Here is a 20,979-nt window from a genome sequence, read left to right as displayed (position 1 = left end):
GCAATATTGGAGGATAAAATGTCAAACCAATTATCTCGTAGCCAGCGCCAGGCACCCATCCATGAATCCCTTCAGCCGTTATTAATACATGGTTTGAAAGGCATCGAAAAGGAAAGCCTCCGAATCAACCGGGAGGGATCCATATCACTATCCTCTCATCCGATCGAGCTAGGTGCCGCGTTGACTCATCCGCACATAACAACCGATTATTCCGAGGCTTTGCTTGAGTTGATCACACCGGCATTACCGGATGGAAAGGAAACGTTGGATTTTTTGACGGACTTGCATAAATACATCTGCGCAAACATTAATGATGGCGAATTATTGCTGGCAGCAAGTATGCCTGTTGGCGCCCTGCAAGACTCGGCGATTCCTATCGCGAGATATGGCTCCTCCAACGTAGGAATGATGAAGCACATATATCGCCGTGGTTTAGGTTACCGCTATGGTCGTTGCATGCAGGTGATCGCCGGGATCCATTTTAATTACTCGCTTCCTGAACAATTCTGGCCGGAATATCAGCAGTTCAAGAAGCATACGGGTGACCTGCAATCATTCATCACCAACGCTTATATGGAAATGATCAGGAACCTGCAACGCTACGGCTGGCTCATCCTTTATTTGTTCGGATCTTCTCCGGCGGTCAATAAAAGTTTCGTCGACAGCCGTCACTCTACTTTTTCCCATACCTTGGAGAAATTTGACGAAACCTCATATTACAAACCTTTTGCAACTTCGCTGAGGATGAGCGAGATTGGATATGTAAATCCGGTTCAGGCAATGTTTCATATTTCCTTTAATAGTCTCGATGAATATATAAGGGATCTGGCCAACGCGACAACGATATCCTATCTGGATTACGAAAAAATCGGGGTGAAGACAGGCAGTCAATATCGGCAGTTGAACACTAATTTCCTGCAAATCGAGAATGAATATTACACCTCAGTACGGCCGAAACAGCCTACTAGGCCCAATGAAAGACCACTCAAGGCCTTGGGAAGCAGAGGGATCGAATATATTGAAATGCGATCCCTCGATATTGATATTTTTGAACCTGCAGGAATTTCGATCGAAACGACGCGGTTTCTTGAAGCGCTCAGCCTGCATTGTTTATTTCGTGGAAACTCGGGCCATGGCTTGAAGCAGCATGAGGAGGTTAACAATAATGCGTTATCCGTCGCCAACCAGGGAAGATATCCAGCGCTGAAGCTATCCGACAACGGACGGGCGGTCTCCCTGCAAGATTGGGCGTTGAGCCTGTGCGAAGAAATGCAGGAGGTTTGCGAGGTTCTGGATAAAGGGAATGACCATAAACCGTATACCCAGGCATTACGCAAACAGATGGAAGTTGTTCGTCACTCCGAGCTGACTTCTTCAGCGAGAATACTGTCGGTAATGCGGGACCAGAAGCTATCGATTACTGAACTGGTGTTGCAAAAATCGGATGAATACACACATTATTTTCAGAATGCAACACTGGAGACCTCGGTAAAGAAAAGCTTAGATTTCCAGGTCGAAGCGTCGCTGGAACAGCAGAAACGACTGGATACAATGAGCGAGATCCCGTTCGAGAGGTATCTGAATAACTATTTTTCTGGAGATGCCACTGCGAATGAAACCGGTTTGCAAGATTCTAAAAAAATATCTGATTCAGGATTGGAACAGCTGCTGGATGAATCGCGGGCAGGTCAAAAAAGCAAAGCAAGAACCGAAATAGCGCGACGGACGGGCTGAAGCCGCCGTTGCAAGCAGAACGCAGAGAAAGATTTACGCCAAGCGTACCCAGGAGTTTCCCGGTCACCCCTCGTTTGAAATAGCGCCTCGTGAAATTCCTTCTTCTATGACCTCGGCAATTGGTATGAATGGATTTCTTACCCTGCTCTACAAGGAGCTACTACGATTCTGGAAAGTCGGATTCCAGACTGTATTTGCGCCTATGCTGTCTACCTTGCTTTATCTGCTGATTTTTCCCATGCGCTGGAAGAACGTGTGCAGGCTTATCCCGGCGTAACCTACACCGTTTTCCTGATTCCGGGACTGGTGATAATGGCTATGCTGCAAAACGCATTCGCCAATTCCTCATCCACCCTGATTCAATCTGACGGTCTCCGGCAATCACATCTTCATGCTGCTATCGCCGCTTTCCTATCAGGAAATATTCATGGCCTATGTACTGGCATCGGTGGTTCGCGGCCTATTGGTTGGACTGGGTATCCACGTGATGACGCTGGGATTTTTTGAACTTCCCCTGTATTCGTTTCCATGGGTATTCATATTTGCCTTGATGGGCACCGCGTTGCTGGGTGCCTTAGGCATTATTGCGGGGATATGGGCAGAAAAATTCGAGCAACTTGCCGCGCTGTAAAACTTCGTCGTCCTGCCGCTGACATTTTTATCGGGGGTATCTATACGATTCCCTCATTGCCGCCATTCTGGCAAGGATTGTCATATCTGAATCCATTTTTCTACATAGTAGACGGGTTTCGCTACGGCTTCTTCCGCACCTCGGATGTACAACCCTACCTCAGCCTCGGGACACTGACAGCATGTTTCCTGGCGGTATCGTGGCTGACATTGCGGATTCTGAAGACAGGATACAAAATCCGGCAATGATCCGTCGGTGGTTTTGCTTGCCTGCTACAAGTCGGGATCGGTCTATCGAATTATGGGATTGGCTGAGGGATAGCGCGGTCGATCAAAAGCTGTATTCCCTGCATTGTGCAGTCGTGTCTCATAACTGTCCGCAGAGAAAATTATAGGTAAATAAAATAAGCAATAGTGACTTGCAGTTCGCAACACATTAGGATAAGCTTTCGTTACTGGTTAATTGCAAGTTGATGCGGCATAAATAACTTTGGAGCACTGATGGTAATACTTTATCAGTTGGAACGTACGTGGGGTATTCCGAATCTCAGCCATTTCTGCTGCAAAACAGAAACTTATCTAAGAATGGCGGACATTGAATATGCTGTTAAAGCGACGCTTCCGTTATTTGCGCCGAAAGGTAAAGTGCCTTATATCGAAGATGGCGATCTCAAATTAGCGGATTCGCGTTTTATCGTACGACATCTTAAAACCCAATATAAAGATCTGGATGCGGACCTGACCTCGGCAGAATCGGCACTATCGCTGGCGATGCAGCGGCTGCTTGAAGAACACCTGTTCTGGGCGACAATGTATTCGAGATGGCAGTATACGGACGCAAATTGGCAAGTGAACAAGAAAGCAATTTTTAGTGTCTTGCCCCCCGTTATTCGCGATGTGGCGGCAATCTATTATCGCCGCAGGATCCAGCGCCAGATTTTGGGGCATGGGACGGGGCGGCATAATGCCGGAGAGATTTTTGAGCTCGGTATGCAGGATATTGATGCGTTGTCGGCATGCCTCGGGAACAAAAAATATTTCCTGGGAGATAAACCTACCAGCCTGGATGCCAGCGCCTTCGGATTTCTGATCAATACCTTCGGCTGCCCGATCGAGTCACCACTGAAGGAATATGGCTTGACGAAGGATAACTTGAGAAATTATGTCGAGCGAATCAAGCTGCAATATTTCCCCGACTTGCAGCCGGCTTAGCATTACGTTGGAGCATGGGGGAAGAAACAACTCCACCCCCACCTTACACAAGATACTTTGCCATCGGCGAGATAACGGCGCCAGTGGACAGCTCCGCCGTTCATGACCCCTCTCCCGACTCGATTCCATTTCCAACTCGCACAAGCCGGCCCTTGCGCCTGCGGATAAGCGTTATTCTGCTATTCTGAATCATGAACAACACGATTCCTGCAGATGGAGGCATGAATGTTCGGCTCAAATATACTGGAAGTGGCAATCGGTATCATTTTCGTTTACTTGCTCCTGAGCCTCATATGCACGGCCCTTAATGAGGGGATCGCGTCGCTCATCGACAAGCGGGGAAGAAACCTCATGGGAGGAATTAAAAATCTTCTCAACGATCCCGAGTTCACCGGGCTGGCGCAGCAAGTCTACAACCACGGACTGATAGGCGGCATTTCGCAGTATGCTTCCAACCCGAACAAAGTGACCCGCTTGCCCTCCTATATGTCCGGGCAGAACTTCTCGCTGGCGTTGCTGGATATTCTTGGCGCACGCGGCGTTATCGCCAGCAAGTACGGCGATCTGCTTGCAGCTGCCGAAAGCGCGGACGACGCCTATGGAAAAGCTCTCGAAGCGGCAGCCGGAACGCCTGGCAATCCCCAGCTCGCCGAAACTGCCAATCAGGCGAAGGCCGCTCAGGAGCAAGCCCAGGCAGCGCTGGAGAATATCGCGAACCAGGCAAAGGCGGCATACGATAAAGCCATGCAGTCCGCCAAAAGTGCCCCGGAAGATGCCAGCCTTGCCAACATCGCAACACAGGCGAAAAATGGGGCCGACACGATAAACGCCGCGATTAAAATGCTCGATGCGCGGCGCGCCGCAATCGCATCCGCCAAAAACCCCAGGGAAGCGAGACTGCTCCTGACAGCAGGCACTACTTTGAAAGAAGCGCTGGCCTTCGCCCGTACTTTCGCGGCCCAGTCTCCCGATCCATTGGGCAATATTCAGGAAGGTCTGAAAAGGCTGCCCGAAGGAGACACAAAAGAAACCCTTCTTGTCCTTGTAGACAAAACGCGGCGCGAAGTCGCTGCTGTCGAACACCAGGCGGAAGCGTTTCGGAAAAATCTCGAAGGCTGGTTCAACAATGCCATGGAAAGGGTGGGCGGCTGGTACAAGCGCTGGACCCAGCGTGTGTTGCTTTTTCTGGCGGCCGCCGTCGTTATTGTTTCCAATGCGGATACGGTCATGCTCATTCAGCGGCTTTCGACGGATAGCGCCTTGCGCGCGTCACTGGTCGCTGCGGCGCAAGATGCCGTGAAGACCCAGCCCGCCTTGGAACTGTCCACCCATCCCATGGAAGGGACCACATCTCAGCCCGCGAAATCGCCACCTGTCGAAGCAAAAAATAACAATCCGGGCTTGCAAGCGGTTCTTAAAACAGCAGAGAGCATCAAGTTGCCGGTAGGATGGTCATCTGACGCCAACGACGCGGGATATTTTCGAAGCCCCGAGCGGACGTGGAATTACGCAGGCTGGGTGTTTTACAAGCTGTTCGGCCTGCTGGTTTCCATTCTTGCCGTATCGATGGGCGCTCCCTTCTGGTTCGATACATTAAGCAAATTCGTCAATTTGCGTAGCGCCGGGACTCCGCCTGGCGAAACCAGCAAAAGTGCCCGCCAGCCCACCCTGTAAATCTCAGGAAATATGATTTTTGGATTATTACGCGATGCGATACAAAACAAGCGATGAGAGATCGGAGGCTTTCCATGCCCATACTCATTATCGTCGAGGAACCGGATGATTGGCCTCTGGAGATTCCGGATGTAACAATCGTATCGGCGCGAACATATCTGACTGATTCAGGTTTTGCTGTAAACCCTGGTGCCGGCCACACCCACCGTTCCCTGAATCGCTCTACCAGAGTTTTCAACCTTTGCAAATCCTACCATTACCAGAGCTCGGGCTATTATGTTTCGCTGCTTGCAGAGGCACGTGGCCATAAACCACTACCCAACGTCGGGGCGATCGAGGACTTGCAATCCCAAAACCTGGTGCGCCACCTTACCGAGGATCTGAGCGCCTTGATTCAGCGTATGCTCGCGCCGCTGACAATGAACGATCTCGAACTCAGCATCTATTTCGGCCGCACCATGGATAGTCGTTATAACAGGCTCAGCCACCAGCTTTTCAATCTGCTACAGGTACCGCTCCTGTCCGTCCGCTTCGAGCGCCATCGCAACCAATGGAGCCTGCGCAGCGTACGGGCGATTGCCGCAAGCGATATACCCGCCTGCCACCAGGAGTTTGCAGGGTTTACGGCGACTGAATACTTCAAGGTCAAGGGTCGCAAGCCATGGTCGAAGAAACACATTTCTCGCTTCGATCTCGCAATTCTTCACGATCCGGATAACCCGGAGCCCCCTTCCAATGCAAAAGCATTGCAGAAATTCAAGGATGCCGCCGAGAAAATGAGCATGCGGGTGAAATTTATTACCCGCGCCGACATCAGCCGGTTGCCTCAATTCGACGCGCTGTTCATCCGCGACACAACCTTTGTCAATCACTATACTTATTACTTCTCGCGGCTGGCATCCGCAGAAAGACTGGTGGTGATCGACGATCCCGAATCCATCCTCAAATGCAACAATAAGGTCTATCTGGCCGAACTCCTCGCTCGGCACAATATACAAACCCCCAAAACGTTGTTGGTGCACCGGGGCAATATCGCCCGCATCATCCCTGAGCTCGGTCTTCCCTGCATACTGAAGCAACCGGACAGTTCATTCTCGCGCGGGGTGGTAAAAATCGAAACAGAAGCCGAACTGCTGCCCCGGATAACCGAGCTGCTGGCCAAATCGGTACTCGTTATTGCCCAGGAATGGCTGCCTACCGAATTCGACTGGCGGATCGGCATACTCGACCGGAAGCCATTATTCGTGGCCAAATATTACTTTCCCCCCGGATACTGGCAGGTCATCAAGCGCGACGCGCAGAAACGCAAAATAAGCGAAGGTCCCACCCAGGCCATCCCGCTGAACGAAGCACCGCAAGAAGTAGTCGGAATTGCACTCAAATCGGCTAATCTCATCGGTGATGGCCTCTATGGCGTGGATATCAAGCAATCCAGTAACCGCTGCTATGTGATCGAAGTCAACGACAATCCCAATGTGGACGCCGGCAACGAAGATGCCGTGCTCAAGGATGCACTCTACCGCGAAGTGATGGGTGTTTTTCTGAAGCGTGTCGAAGCCCGAAAACGAGGCTATAAAAGCGCCAGCGGCGTAACCTGACGAGAATTTTTACGATTTTCCTGGAGCCTGGCCGCGTAGCCGGGTTGCGGGATCACGCGGCGCTAATCCAGACTGCTCAAGCTCCGATCAGAGTCAGACAGCCGTGCCCGATCGTGAGGCTGATCAAAGTCCAGGATCGGCCCAGCCGGCACAATACCGTTGGGATTGATAGTTGGATGGCTGCGGTAATAGTGCGCCTTGATGTGCTGCATGTTCACCGTCTCTGCAATGTTGGGCCACTGGTATAGCTCGCGGGTGAAACCCCAGAGATTCGGATAATCCGTCAGGCGCCTGAGATTACATTTAAAGTGGCCATGGTAGACCGAATCGAAGCGAATCAGCGTGGTGAAAAGCCGCCAGTCGGCTTCCGTGAGGCGACCGCCCACAAGATAGCGCTGATGTGACAGACGCTGATCGAGGTCGTCCAGGCATGCGAATAAAACCCCGACGGCATTCTCGTAGACCTGCTGATCGGTGGCAAAGCCGGCCTTATAAACCCCATTGTTGACATCGTGATAGACGCGGCCGTTAGTCTCGTCGATTTGCGTCAACAGCGCTGCCGGCGCAAAATCTTCTCTTATGGCGCCAACGCCATCAAAGGCGAATTCAGCATGCGGATAATCTCGCCTGATTCGTTGTTGACGATAGTGTTCCGCTGCAAATCCCACAGCACCGGCACAGTCACCCTGCCGCTATATTCCGGATCGGCGCGCAGGTAGACTTCATAAAGATGGCGCGCATTGCCGACCGGATCAGGCACCACGCCGGGAGCCTGCTCGAACGTCCAGCCGTGATCACCCATGTATGGATTGACTATGGAGATGCTTATCGCGTCGCCCAAGCCTTTCAGCGCGCGAAAAATCAGTGTGCGATGCGCCCATGGACAGGCCAGCGAAATATAGAGGTGGTAGCGGCCCGCCTCGGCGGGAAATCCGCCCTCACCACTTGGGCCGGGACTGCCATCCGGCGTGATCCAGTTGCGAAACTGGGCATTCGTGCGAACAAAACTGCCACCCGTCGATTTGGTGTCGTACCATTCGTCCACCCATTTACCTTTGATGAGCAAACCCATCTTGTACCTCCTCCATTTCGCCGATTTGATGTGTAGCAGTGTAACGTAAGAGAAGATGGTTTGCGAAGGGCTGGAAGATCAGCCGGCAGTACGTCGATGTTCACCTCCAGGTGCTGAAAAATGGACCAACAAGGCTTGACGCGGTACGCGTCGCTCCATGGTATGTTGCCCTGTATTTGAAGCGCAGCGAGAAAACGAAACAACGAGATCTTTCAGACTTGAGAAAGAAGGAATTGCTGATACTGGATAAGGAAAATAAACTATGGCTGGGTTTCGCACAAAAGAAAAATGCAAGAAAGGTAAAGTGATTTAATTGATTATCGAGTATCACGCGGCGCGGTTCGCGTATTACTGTCGAGAATCCGATGGCCTGGACAATCGAGGTGAACGGATTAACGGAGGTTTCCATTAGAATTAATTCTAATGGAAACGACGGATTGATTTTGGTAGCACAATAATAGAAAGGTATCAATATCGTGAAGTAGGTCGGGCTGCGCCCGATGCCAGTTTACGATCGTCGGGCGCAGCCCGACCTACTTCTGGCACCAACCTCCTGGTCGGATTAACGCAGCGTAAGTCGCGAAGGCACGTAAACAGCTGGGCACATTCGCCATCCATGAAGACGACAACAGCGCAATATCTGATTCTATTGTGTTGAGGGATAAGATGGTTCCAACTTGACTGCGGAGCGTAAAAAGCTCGCTCATATGGCTTCGCCGGTCCAGTCGACAAGCAAGGCGGCGATTCCGCACACAGCGCCGATAAGGCAAACCGCTATCCATCCGCCCCAAGCCCAGGCGATTCCCGCAGTGGCCGCGCCAGCCGCCCCGCCGAGGAAGAAAAGACCCACGAAAAGGCCGTTGAGCCGGCCGAGCGCCTCCGGCTGGAGAAGATTGATGACCCGGCGGCCGAGGTTGTGGTCACCGATGACGCCGATATCGAGCAAAACCGCACCCGCACCCATGAGAAGAAGGGACAGGAGCGGCGGCTCGGCATGCGACGACCCGGCCCATCCCGCAAGCGCGAAGGCCACCACTATCAGGAGATGGGATGCGATCGTTCCCGATTGCGTCCAGCCGAGATCGCCCGCTCGTCCGACAAGCGGCGTCGCCGCGGCGCCGACCGCGCCGACGAGTGCGAACAAAGCGATTTCACCTTGGTCGAGTTCGAACGGCGGTTGCATCAGCCTGAGTGCGACAGCAGTCCAGAATAGGCTGAATGCGGCCATGGTCAAGCCCGCCGTGAGCGCTCGGCGCCGCAGCACAGGCTCCGCGCGCAATAGATGCCAAAGCGAGGCGATCAGCATTGGATAAGTCGAGCGTGCCGTCGGCCGACGCTTGGGCAGGCGCGCAGCAAGCGTGAATGTGAGCATCGCCAGGGCGAAAGCGCTCACACCGTAAAAAACGCGCCATCCAAAGGCGTCGGTAATGACGCTCGCAAGCGGCCTCGACAGTACAATGCCAATCATCAGCCCACCCATGACGTCTCCGATAACGCGGCCGCGTTGCTCCGGCGGCACCATGGACGCGGCAACGGGGACCAGAATGTGGATAGCGGAACACGCAGCCCCAAGAATGAAAAGAATCGCCAGCAGCAAAGTCGCGTTTGGAGCGAAGGCGGTTGCAATCGCGCTTATTGCCGCGCATCCGAGCATCCGGACGATCAGCTTGCGATTTTCCAGGAGATCGGCCAGCGGAACCAAAAGGAAGAGGCCAACGGCGTAGCCGAGCAAGGTTGCCATAGAGACGAGCCCGCCGCTTGCATCGGTGAGACCAAGCGATGGACCGATCAGGCCGATCAAGGTCTGCGGAGCGTAGAGATTGGTGACGATGACCCCTACCGACGTCGCGAAGAGTGCCGTGAGGGGCCCGGTAAGCAGTATTTCTCCTCTGGTCGAGGGATGGACGGCAGTCTCGCGCGGCGTTATGGGCATAGAGGCTGTTATTCTGATGGACGGTCACGGTTTGCCAAAACCAGCCCTGGCAAGATCTGATACGGTTCGCCGCTGCGTGTCGGATGAACGCTATCAGGCAGGTACAGTTGGGGAAGGCTTCAATCGATTTTTGGCTCCGGCACGGATTCCCGGCCGTAATCGAAGTCAAGCCTCGCCTTCCGCACCCCCTGCGCGACGTCGACTGTTCTTAATTTCAATGAAGCTGTTTCCCGCCAATCGACAGCTTCCTGTTCAATTCTTCACCGCTGGTAATCATGTTAATTCTGCAACATGAATGTTTCATACTCCAGGCGGTTGAATTTATGCGAAAGGATAAAGAGGCTGAGAAACGCGGACAGCGTTACCGAGGCGGCAAATCCATAACCGAAAGTTTCCGCGCCAAGGTGCAATGTGGCAAAGGTGAACAGCAGGTTCGTGATAAAGAAACACGCAGTGATGATCAGCACCTCGCGGCGGGCGTCGAGATAGAACAGCACGTTGAGTATCGCCATCAACAGCACCTGCACACTGACTGCAACGACATCGATATAGAATAAATGTATATATAATGGGGAAATGCCCACCGCATGCAGCAGCTCCCTGCCCCATAACAGGCACAGCACGACCGTCAGGCCCTGCACTTTGAAAATCTCGTAGATTCCCTGCCGGGCAGCGTAAACCATCCGGTCCCGCCTATATTCAATATGCATAAGCGTATCGCCTTCACGGACTGCGCGGTAAAAACGCTCATGCTGCTGTGCGAAATCAGCCTCCATGCTCACCAGAAATACGGCCATGCCGGGCAAAATGAACAGATAAGCCAGAAAAATGGGGAGATCGTAAATGATGGAAGCACGCAAGGGTCCGATGACTGCCTCGGAAGTATGCGGCACAAACCAGAATATGAACTTGTCGACCCAGACGGCCAGATAATAAAGGGTACCGACAGCAAATAAACTATAGAAACTCCTGCGTTGGTTGAGAAAATCAAACTTGAGCAGCGTGCTTCCGGGATATTCGCGGACAATGTGGTGCAGGAATGAAAACAACAGGTAGGCATGGCCGGTCAGCACGCCCAGCAATAGCCCATTCAGTTCCCAGGGCGATGCCGCAAGCGCTACGGCGATGCCGAGCAAATAACCTTTACCCAATGTCTGGACTATGCGGCGATAGGCCTTCATTCCCGATAGAAAAATAAGCGTGATCCACGCGCCGCTGAGTACGACAAAATTGCTCAGTAATAACAAATTCTGGAAAAATGGTCCGGTAAAAAACCAGAAAATGGCAGGCGCAGCCCACAGAAAGCCGCCCACCATGGTAATCGAAAGAACGCCAAACAAGTTGGGTAGCACCTCAGCCTGGGCGCTTGCATAAGCCCGATCGGCGACAAAGCGCGTAAACATCAACTGCATGCCACCGGTCCAGATTAATGAAGTCGCCATAAGGTAGGTTACGCAGATCTGGAAGGCATTGACTTCCCGCTGGGCAACCCCCAGCGCGACGGCAAGAATGCCGATCATCATGATGCTCAGAATAGATAATACCCACGGGCCGCCGCTGACCAAACCCGCATAGCCGTAAGCGCGCAATACCGACCAATAGCTGTCGCGCTCCAGCATTTTGCGAATTTCAAGACCGATACCGCCCATATTCAAGCCACTTTCACAGGTTTAGCTGAATCCGTCACGGAATCCAATGCTTTCACATAAAGATTCCGATAGGATGAGAACATCAGCTTGTCATCATAATAGCGCTTCACGCGCTCAAGCCCAGCCTGTTGCGCCGCGTGCCATCTGGCGGTGTCATTGAGCAGTTCGAGCGCCGCTTTCGCCGTTCCCTCGGGGTCGGCGATGAAAACCACACTTCCCGCCGCGCCGAGGGCGCGGTCTTCCTCGCTGTTTCCCTCAATAAGCTCGCGGCATGAACCTACATCGGTGGCGATACACGGAACACCGCTGGCAAACGCCTCCAGTACGACCAGGGGCAACGCTTCGCTGATCGAGGTCAATACCATCAGACCCAACTGCGGAAGAATTTCAAGTACGTTTTGAAAACCCATGAACCTGATGTGATTTTGTAAACCGAGGCTCGATGCCAGTTCCTTGCACTCATTCACATAGGATGGATCTTCATCTTCCGGGCCGGCAATCCATCCTTCCGCATCGGGCCGCTCATTGACCAGCATGCGCAGTGTCCGAATAAATGTCTTGATGTCCTTGATGGGCACCACACGGCCGATCAATCCCAGCACCGGCGGAATTTTTTCAGGCCGTTTTTCAAACGCAACCCGGTAGCGCTGCAGATCGATTCCGTTGGTAATGACGAGCGTTTTTTCCGCCGCCGCCCCATCCGCAATCTGCCTCAGGCGATTGCCTTCGTACAGGCTGACGATGGGCGATGCTTGCGCGTAGGCCATGCGGCCGATCTGTTCATAAAATCGTATCCAGAGGCCACGGATATATCCCATTTCATCATGCAGGGTGTTACATACGTCGTCATTGTGATCCTGAATCCATGTGGCTTGCGCCAAATCGATTTTCCGTTCCTTTGTATAGATACCGTGTTCCGTCAGCACGAAGGGAATATTGCGGCGCAGGCGAATCATCGCACCCAGCAATCCCGCATACCCTGTCGAGATGGCGTGTACAGCGCGCACTGGCGGCAGCCCGGCCGCAATATCCGCCAGTACGAACAGAGGCGCGTGCATGGCGCGTATCGCCCAGAAATAGGCAACAAACGAGGGTTCCGTGCAGCGCTCGCGGTACTGCCGGGTGATGTAATCCCATGAAGCTTCGCTATAGAGAAAATCCTCGTGACTGATGCCACCGGCGGAACCCAGGCGGGAAAACGCTTTTGTCATTTTCTCGACTGGCATTGTCGACGACTGGCGCATGTGCGCATGCAGCTCGTCCATTTCCGAGAAAGCCCTGCGATCGCCTTTCCGCGCATTCGGTTTAAGCGGTTTATCCTGGTGCAGCAAATAATGCGTTTCAACGTGCGTTACGTTGGGCGGGAATTGGTACTGCGCGGGACCATACATTTTCCTTTCGCCACCGATAAAAATAACGGCAAATTTGATTTCCGGCAAACCAGTGATGATCTGGTGCACCCATGAGGATACGCCACCCCGAACGTATGGGTAGGTACCCTCCAGTAACAGGGCGATATCGGCCACCGGATCTGCCACTGATCCTGCTCCTGCCGACGTCCCGGCTGCCTTGGCTCGAACGATGTCATTCATTTGTTCCACCACGCCCTTACCAAAGCCAGTTCGTGCCCTCTCTCGCCGGGCCGCGTCAGCGTCGATAAATAAACCTTCACTTCCGGGAATCTTCGCTCATTGAAAGCTATTTCGGCAAGCCACGGTAGGATTTTCTGCTCATCCGTTCCGCCAGCTCGCGCGTTGGCAAACGCTTTCCCAGCGAGCACGAGATCGCCCGATTCCAGCAAAATACGCCCGTATAAAAGCCAGCTATCCGCATCGGACATAACGGATGCGCCAGGTTTATCCGCAATATCCGGCACAGTTGGTGCACCAGGCGATGATGCATCGCCTGGTGAGGCAAATACAACTTCCATATGGTGCCGTGCGGTTTGCAGCCAATGCTGCTTCACGGCACCTTGTACCAGACGGTGATATACCAGCTCCCAACATAAAGCAGCAATCGTTTTATGGCAGGCATTGCGCATGCGCACCGGAACGTCCGGCAGTGTTTCAGTCAGGGCCGAAATATGATCGGTCAGTTTTTTTTCGCTGCTGTCTCTCATGGCGTAAGCCAGCAATCGCACATCATCGACGGGATCGCAGGTCGCCTTCGACCAGATGGTCATGGCTTCGCGCGGCGCCATATGCCGCGTCGCCATCACCGCCTTCAGCCGCTTCAACGGCCGTCCGGCAAAATGCACAATCTGGCGCAAGGCGCCTTGGCTGTAGGGCGGTATCGGGAAAATGACAGGGGGCGAAAACGGCAGTTCAGGTAATGCAACAATCTTTATATTGTGGGAAGAACGGCTGCGCGGACGTTGTAAAGCGCTGGTGATGCTCCACAGTACACCAAGCGCACCGAGGACCGGCAAAATCCATATAAAGGCAACCAGAAAACCCAAGCTTCTTCTGGCGGGCAGCTTGTAACGGCGCGGCAGCAATTGCCAGAAACCCCGCGCAAGAAAATAGGATGAAACAGAGTGGGATAACACCGCCGCCAACACTATCCAGTTCGCTGCCCAATTTGCTATCCAGGCACTTGCACTCAACCAGAGCAGCAAACCAGCCAGTACCTCGGCTGACACCCCCCATCGCATGGGCAGCCGATACATCAGTGCGGCTCCAGAGAACGAATCGTTTGCGGATCGATGTCGCCAATGGCTATCAGGTCGCTGGTTACTCGTGCAAGAATATCATCCGCCCGCTGCATCCATGCTCGCGCGTTCACGGTATCGGTCAAGGGCAGCAGAAGCCAGATGACCGGATTTTCCTTGTCTTTAGCCATGCACATCAGGTCGACAGCACGGACTGAAGACGGCAGTTGCCCATAAACGCTCATGATATCGCCGGGAGCGCCAGACAACCGCAGGAGCGTTGCATCGAGCTTGAATCTTAAAAAATCCTGATGCACACGCTCGAACGAAGCAATAAAGCGTCCGACAGAAGAATTGGCTGTGCCAAAACGAAGATGGTCGACGCCGTGCGCCGCAAGCACCGCAATAAGTCTTAAATTATTTTCTTGAAAAGCGAAGAACGGCATGGATCTCACCACCAGCAGCGCGTGAATTTCGCCGGTTGAATCAGCCAGAGGAATAGCGGCCAGTAACTGGTCCTGATCCATGGCATATTCGTTTATCAGGTTGACTGCCGCCAGCTCGCCGCTCTCAAGCGCGTGCGTCACCACAGAGTCATCGTCATTTATCGAAAAATTTCCGCCGATGCACGCCAGAATTCTGCCCGTATCGATCCGGTCCGCTGCTATCCCCACGATGCATGCTTGCGTCAGGGCACCGTATTCCGCTATGAACTCGATAAGCCGCTGTAACGAAGATGGGCTCAATCCATCAATGGCATCGAGCGTCGATTGCAGGTTCATGATGCCTTCACGCAGCGAAAATCCGCTGTTGGCGACAGTCTGCTCCAGACGATCATGCGACAGGCGTAATAACTGATAACTGCGCGTGAATTCCTCCAGACGTTCGGCGCGATATTGATAGGCACCCTCCAGCCGGTGTAACCGGCGTCCCCACATATCGCGAAACTCTCCCGCCACCATCGCAACGACTACAATGCCAATTGCCCATGGCAATGGAAAACCGGTCGCAATTTGCCACTGCTGATTGATAGCCACGCCTAATATTGCCAATATGAGCAAAGCACTGACAAAACCATAGACGAATCCATACCGTAACCCTGCCAGCAAAGGAGCGAGAAGCGGCCACGGAAACCCGCCATTCAGCCGGAAAGGATCATGCTGCTGGGTAATGAACGACGCCGCGATCACAATCGCGGTTAGTACAAATGTCTCGAACCAGCCACCCCAGGCCGAGACGGACGTATTGACATTGATGACCTCAATGCCTTCCAGCCAAGGTTTTTTCATGGTTTGGCAGGCTCCTTATCCGGGCTGGGCGTCATCTGCAATTCACGGATTTTTGCCAGGGTTTCACGACATACCTCCAATTCGGTATTTAAAGAACTTTGATTAGGCGCTGCTTCCCCCGCGAGCCATCGATTGGCCCGATCAACGTCATCTATGGATAACGGCAATATTTTCGGGGAAGAAGGACCGCCTGGCTGCTGCTCCAGATGAGTGGAAATTGCGGATAATTGAGCAGAAACCGCCGGATGATCCTTATTTTTCACCGCATCGGCGAATGCCTCCCATGCTGGCGTTTGCAGCCGCTCGCGCTCGCGCCGCAGTGCAAAATAACGCGCGTTATCCAGCGTTTTTGTAAAACCCCAGCGCTCGCGCATCGATTGCCATTTTTCCAGGTTATCCGCATTGCCGGACTGCGCCAGTGGATCTTTCAGTCCACGAAAGTATTCGGCCAGGCGTGGGGGATATTCCACCGCGGTTTGGGCGAAACGCTGTGAAGCGAACATTTGCAAGGTGCTGAAGCGGACCTGGTTTGCGTTGGCGAGGCAACCCGACCATTCCATATTATCGGCTAATATCAATGTCCACAAAAAATCCCGAGGCCTCGTTTCCAACGATCCCAAATACCGCGCCGCTGCCTGAACGGGTTTGCCCAATATTTGCTCCGCCGCTGCCAGGGCTTCGGTCAACGGCGGGTTTACCACCGATTGATTCCCGGATGGGTTACGGTACGGCCGAACGATGGCCTCAAGCAACACCTGATCGACTTTTTTGTCGGACAATAGCAGCCAGATCATTGCCTCGGTAACTTCAGGGTCAGGACCTCGCAGCCGCAAGAGCTCCCGCAACGACTGACGCGCCGCGTCTCGATCTCCGCTTGCCATTTTCCGCATGGATCGGAAATACCAGTAATCCGGTGCCTGCGCTACTGAAGGAAGTGATTCGGCCAGGGAGAGCCAATGATCGAGCTCTTCCAGATTTTTTCGCTTCCATGAAAAACGCATGAGCCGCTGCAAATCTTCTATACGCCGTAGCCGATCCCATCCATAACGCGCAAGTTGCTCGCTTTTTTTATCGTCGCGATGGCGTACCGCCAGACGTTGCAGGTGATCGAGTATCTCCACGTCGTTTGGCCGAAGCGCCAATGCCTTTTCGTAGGCTTTGCTTGCATGGGTATCCTGGCCCAACTGCGTAGAGACTCTAGCCAGTAATAACCAGTACGCTTCGGCATACGCTGGATCAGGAGATTTGATTCCATGAAGCAGCAGATCGAAGCTTTTTTGTGTTTCCCCCGCTTCTTCATATACCCGAGCCAGCGCCAATTGTTGCTGTCCATCTCGCGTATCGGGCATTTCCTCATACACTTTGAGCGCCGCACGAGGCTTGCCCTGGAGAATCAATAAATCCGCCAATGCTTTCATTGTCGGCGGAGGATTATCAAAGCGCTCCGCATGCCGCCGCAATTGCTGTTCCACATGCGAGGGCTGCGCAATGCTGAGACCGGCCTTGACGTAAGCCGCCGCTTCGTCCGCGGTCAGCCTGCGGCGCGACATGGCAGCCTCGAGCAATTTTACCAGCGCATCGTAATCCGGTTTCGCCTGCGCAAGTGCAAATGCTCGCGTCTCCGCCTCGTTATCGGCCTTACGAAGCGCGAAAGACAGCCATAGAGCCAGCGCATCGTCTGGTTGTCCATTCCAGTCATAAATATGGGCAAGCAACCGGTGGCGATCGCTGCCGAGCACCAAGGATGATCGCAGCACTGCCGCGCGAGAGAGACTTTCACCCAACAAACCCATCGAAATTTGCAATCGTATAACACGTTCGGCCAGCGCGAGGTCTCCCGGCAATAATTCGCTCGATTTTTTCAGCCAGGCCAATGCATGTTCGCGATCCTCGAGCGGCTCGGCAATATTGGCGCCCAGCAACAAAAGTTCCGCATCGCCCTTGACACTGTCAGGGCCGGAAGTACCGCCGTTCAGCACTTGCACTGCGGCCTTCAACGCCTCGCGATCGATACCCGCCTGAAGATAGGCGCGCAAGCAGGATCTCGCAATTTCCTTTTTCTTCGCCGAGATTCGTTCAATCACAAACGCTTTGCACAGATTGCGGGCGGCCAGCCTGGGTTGATTGGCCGCTATACGCTGTTTTGCGGCGAAAACAAGCCAACGCGCTTTCCTTTCGCCAGATTCATTTCGCCGGACAGGCAGTTGCTCGAAGATTTCGGCCAATACCGAGGGCTCCCCAAACTGCTCCGCCAATACTACCACCTGGTCCAGTTCGTCGTCATTATGCGAAATGCGTAAAAGTGAAGGGATGAGTTCAGCGATGCGGGATCGCAACGACGCTTCGACATCCTTGGCGGGATGCCGGTAAAGCTGCTGCAGCGACAGTTTTAGCTCCGCCATGCGGATTTCATAGGTGAGGTTCGATTCCGGAGCGTGTCGCAAAGGATCGATAGCAAGAACAGCCTCGTCAGTCATGCCCGCCTCTGTCAGCACCTGAACGAACGACAAACGCAACGGAGCGTTCCCGGGATCCGACTGGACAAGAACGCGAAGGTAAGCCACTGACAAGGCGTCTTTTGCCGAGAGATTGGCCGGGTCCCTGAATGCAGGCTGCCGTGGAAACAAAACCCAGAAGGCAATCAGCAATACCGCGCTCAGGAACATTAGCGCAGGTGCGTTTAGCAAGGATTCTCGCTGCGTTTCAACACTCAAGCTGAAATTCCCCGGATGCGTTGTCTGCGGGTACCGCATATATGGAATGCGGGCCTTCACGGCGAGGGGTCAAGGGCTTGCCACCCATGCTCAGCGCGCACGATATCGGCACGCTGACAGCCAGCTCCCCGCGTGCTTCAAACAATAGCGTAGCTGAACCATCGGAATTGACATGCCAGGATTTCAGCGGCGCACTGGCATCTATCAGCCGCAAGGCTGAGCTCGCATCCCGCTTGCTGCGCCTCTGGCTGAGGACGGCATAATTGCGCGCCAGATAAATATAGCGGTCCGCATTTCGTTCGGAATACCCAACAATATCAGCCGAGATTTCCGGTTTCATTTCGGAGACAGGTAATCGTACCGTCCTGAGCGCATCTCCAAAGAGCATCCAATCGCCTTCAAGATCGCGCGCAATGCTTGCTGTTTGAAAAGCCCTGCCACGCTGGACGTATTCATCAACCCAGATGCCAAGCACCTTCTCTTTACGCTGCTCATCGGCCAACTGATCCAGAAGCTCCGCCCCTCGTGCGTGCAATAGCGCATCAGCATTGATCGATATGGATGAAGCACGCAACCGGCGCCCAAGATCGAGTTGCCGGTTCCAATCGCTGACCCTGCCGAAATTCAGCGCTTCCCCATACCAGAGTTGCGCGAATAACGGCTCGGCGGTCAATGGCGTCAACACTTGCGTGCCCCATTCGGTCGGACGCAGCGCCGGGGAAAGATCAGCGAAAGATAATGACCCGCTCTGCCAGCGCAGGCCGCCTCCACCATAATTGGGCAGGTTTTCTTTTTTTGCGGCTGCCAAGGCTGCCGGTCCCGGCTTGCCATCGCCAGACCAGATAAGCAACAGCGGCGAGCTGGGCGCTATCGATTGCAGGAAGGGGATGGTACCCACGGTTTCGCGCGTTATATCCGCCGCATAACCTTCCATGAACACGCTATAGCGGTAAGGCTGCTGATCGGCATCTGTCTTCCCCTCGAACACACCCCAATAAAAAGGATGGCTGTAGGTGTGGCTCGCCAATCGAACCTGCGGCATGGCAGCCAACTGTCGCAATTTGCTACGCTGATCTTCACTGCTCACTTCTGCTTCTATTACACCCAGCGTTACCGGCGCACTGTTTTTTTCGATCCACGCCCGAAGCCGGCCGATTGCTTCAACGCCATACTCGTCTTTAGCAAACAGACGGTCGCCGCGCACTTCGATAATACCGAGACGGCGCCCGTTTTCGGTGGTCATATCAAACACAGGCTGTACCGGCAGGCGCAATGCAGCCTGAAAAAAAGAAAAAGGGTCCAGCAGCCATTCATGGCGGCCCGATGCGTTCTCAGTTAAAATGTGAGGGTGTAATGCGTATCCTCCCCATGTGCCGACTGAGACCGGATGAAACAGCTGCTCTCCGTCGCTCAACGTCAACCACGCCTGGTTACGATCGCGAACGCGAACGCCGGGCGTACCGCTTCCCACCACCGGCGCTGCGCTCGGCCGGCCCAGGTGCTCGTTGACGTCGCCGAGTTTGAGCATGCTGGTGGTGGGTTGCAGCTCCCCCTGATAGCCGATCAGATCGCGGCAGGCAACACCCGCCGGCAAATGACCCATGAATACCACCGGCAAACCGGCATCCACTTCTGTTTTCAAACGTGCGCACACGTTCTCATAGCGGCCCGTACCGTCCGCGCCATCTTCGCCCAGCCATGCGACGACGCCGGCATAACGGCCCACGAGCGGTTCGATGGGCAAAGGAAGTTGATCGACGTACCAATAGTCCAGCGCTAGGCCAAGATATTCCAGGGGCATGGCCGCATGCTTGAATAGCTCATGATCCATCTGTTGCGCGGGCGTGCCGTTAATGACTGCGAGTAATTTGCGCGGAGACAGGCGCAGGCGGCCCTGCCCCAGCCAAGTCAGGTCGCCATTGGCGACCCACGGCATGAACCCGAGCTTGACAATTTGACGCGCCGTTTTTTCAGCATCAACCCAATTGCCCGGCTCGACGTAATCAAGCACGGTAATCGGTACGTTAAATTCATTTTGCGCACGCTTGAGCTGGTTGAGAAGCCATTCCCGATTTTCTTCCTTGGTCGGCGCATGCTTGCCAGTCACAGGATCAAAGCCGTGAAAAAGAGATTCGGCAACCATGCCGTCCGCGTATTGACTGGCGCGGTCCAGTACTTCAAAGCCCCGATTGAGTATCAGCTTGCAGCCGGGAAAACGGCGCTTTACCTCCGCAAGCAACGCAACCAGTCCTTTTTCCTGTTCCTCGCGTTGCTTGCCTTCGCTCGTCACAATCAGATAGCTATCGACGGTATCGAGGAAAAACGCGCGGTACCCATCCTGCCATAGACGACCAAAATGGTGCTCCAGCAAATATTCGTGCCAAGCGGGATCGTTCATATTCATCACCAGGCTATCCCATGCCGGGTTGACGCCAATCGACCATTTTGTTTTGATGCGCTCCATGTCCTCGCTATTGCGTGCAATTTCGCCGAATGAAACATAAGCAAATATCAGCGAATCCAGATTCAGCAATGCTGTTTTCTCATGCGGCAGAATCTGGCTCGGTTGTACGACAATTTGGTCAAAGTGGCGCAAATCCTCGACGGGCGGCCGACTGCCATAGTAAAACGCAATATCGCGCTGCTCGAGCACATCAGCGAATACCGCGGATGTCATTAACAGAAACGGCAGCAAAAACTGCCAGATGCAGAAACGGAAAGATAATATTTCGCTGTTGAGCATTTAAGTCCCTTTGCTAGCGTCAGGGGAACAGTAAAAACGAAACAGAGCTGATCTGCAATAGCCGATCTGTTCCACTCTGCT

Annotated in this window: 13 protein-coding genes and 1 pseudogene; 5 read left to right on the top strand and 9 right to left on the bottom strand. The window is 53.7% G+C overall.

Translation table 11 applies throughout. The features are described from left to right. The first annotated feature begins 6 nt into the window (after positions 1–6). From gshA to F822_RS13530, 5 genes and pseudogenes are all read left to right on the top strand, one after another. The gene (gshA, locus tag F822_RS13550; RefSeq protein ID WP_156304426.1) at positions 7–1,734 is read left to right on the top strand and encodes a glutamate--cysteine ligase; all 1,728 of its coding nucleotides are present in this window, start codon (positions 7–9) and stop codon (positions 1,732–1,734) included. A 124-nt stretch (positions 1,735–1,858) separates the two neighbouring features. Next, positions 1,859–2,613, top strand: a pseudogene (locus tag F822_RS13545) (ABC transporter permease). 252 nt (positions 2,614–2,865) lie between these two features. After that, entirely contained in the window at positions 2,866–3,576 is a 711-nt protein-coding gene (locus tag F822_RS13540) for a glutathione S-transferase family protein (RefSeq protein ID WP_025040183.1), read from the top strand. A 225-nt stretch (positions 3,577–3,801) separates the two neighbouring features. Then, positions 3,802–5,250, top strand: coding sequence for a hypothetical protein (locus F822_RS13535; protein ID WP_025040184.1), 1,449 nt, complete (start codon positions 3,802–3,804; stop codon positions 5,248–5,250). Positions 5,251–5,324: 74 nt separating this feature from the next. Then, positions 5,325–6,848, top strand: a complete 1,524-nt coding sequence (locus F822_RS13530) for a RimK family ATP-grasp domain-containing protein (protein WP_025040185.1) — start codon at positions 5,325–5,327, stop codon at positions 6,846–6,848. A gap of 62 nt (positions 6,849–6,910) precedes the next feature. Here the strand turns inward: F822_RS13530 and F822_RS15935 are convergent, their stop codons facing one another. From F822_RS15935 to F822_RS13485, 9 genes are all read right to left on the bottom strand, one after another. Then, entirely contained in the window at positions 6,911–7,399 is a 489-nt protein-coding gene (locus F822_RS15935) for a glutathione S-transferase C-terminal domain-containing protein (protein ID WP_331458266.1), read from the bottom strand. Between the two features lie 26 nt (positions 7,400–7,425). Beyond that, the gene (locus tag F822_RS15930; protein WP_331458265.1) at positions 7,426–7,920 is read right to left on the bottom strand and encodes a glutathione S-transferase family protein; all 495 of its coding nucleotides are present in this window, start codon (positions 7,918–7,920) and stop codon (positions 7,426–7,428) included. A gap of 703 nt (positions 7,921–8,623) precedes the next feature. Beyond that, on the bottom strand, positions 8,624–9,853 hold the full coding sequence (locus F822_RS13515; RefSeq protein ID WP_082204653.1) for an MFS transporter: 1,230 nt from the start codon (positions 9,851–9,853) through the stop codon (positions 8,624–8,626). A gap of 278 nt (positions 9,854–10,131) precedes the next feature. Continuing rightward, positions 10,132–11,502: an exopolysaccharide Pel transporter PelG gene (gene pelG / locus F822_RS13510; protein WP_025040188.1), complete on the bottom strand. Its 1,371-nt coding sequence runs from the start codon at positions 11,500–11,502 to the stop codon at positions 10,132–10,134. Positions 11,503–11,504: 2 nt separating this feature from the next. After that, positions 11,505–13,094, bottom strand: coding sequence for a GT4 family glycosyltransferase PelF (gene pelF, locus F822_RS13505; RefSeq protein WP_025040189.1), 1,590 nt, complete (start codon positions 13,092–13,094; stop codon positions 11,505–11,507). Continuing rightward, positions 13,091–14,170 (bottom strand): hypothetical protein, encoded by a 1,080-nt coding sequence (locus F822_RS13500; protein ID WP_025040190.1) that lies wholly within the window; start codon positions 14,168–14,170, stop codon positions 13,091–13,093. The genes pelF and F822_RS13500 overlap by 4 nt, the downstream gene beginning before the upstream one ends. Beyond that, on the bottom strand, positions 14,170–15,441 hold the full coding sequence (locus tag F822_RS13495; RefSeq protein WP_025040191.1) for a hypothetical protein: 1,272 nt from the start codon (positions 15,439–15,441) through the stop codon (positions 14,170–14,172). Before F822_RS13495 ends, F822_RS13500 begins: the two co-directional genes overlap by 1 nt. After that, complete coding sequence (locus F822_RS13490; RefSeq protein WP_025040192.1) at positions 15,438–18,155, bottom strand: tetratricopeptide repeat protein; 2,718 nt, start codon at positions 18,153–18,155, stop codon at positions 15,438–15,440. The genes F822_RS13495 and F822_RS13490 overlap by 4 nt, the downstream gene beginning before the upstream one ends. Further along, positions 18,145–20,898 (bottom strand): endo alpha-1,4 polygalactosaminidase, encoded by a 2,754-nt coding sequence (locus tag F822_RS13485; RefSeq protein ID WP_025040193.1) that lies wholly within the window; start codon positions 20,896–20,898, stop codon positions 18,145–18,147. The genes F822_RS13490 and F822_RS13485 overlap by 11 nt, the downstream gene beginning before the upstream one ends. Positions 20,899–20,979: the final 81 nt, after the last annotated feature.

Source organism: Nitrosospira briensis C-128 (assembly GCF_000619905.2).
In the GTDB taxonomy this organism is placed as follows: Bacteria; Pseudomonadota; Gammaproteobacteria; order Burkholderiales; family Nitrosomonadaceae; genus Nitrosospira; species Nitrosospira briensis.
This window is presented reverse-complemented; position numbering and strand designations above follow the sequence as displayed.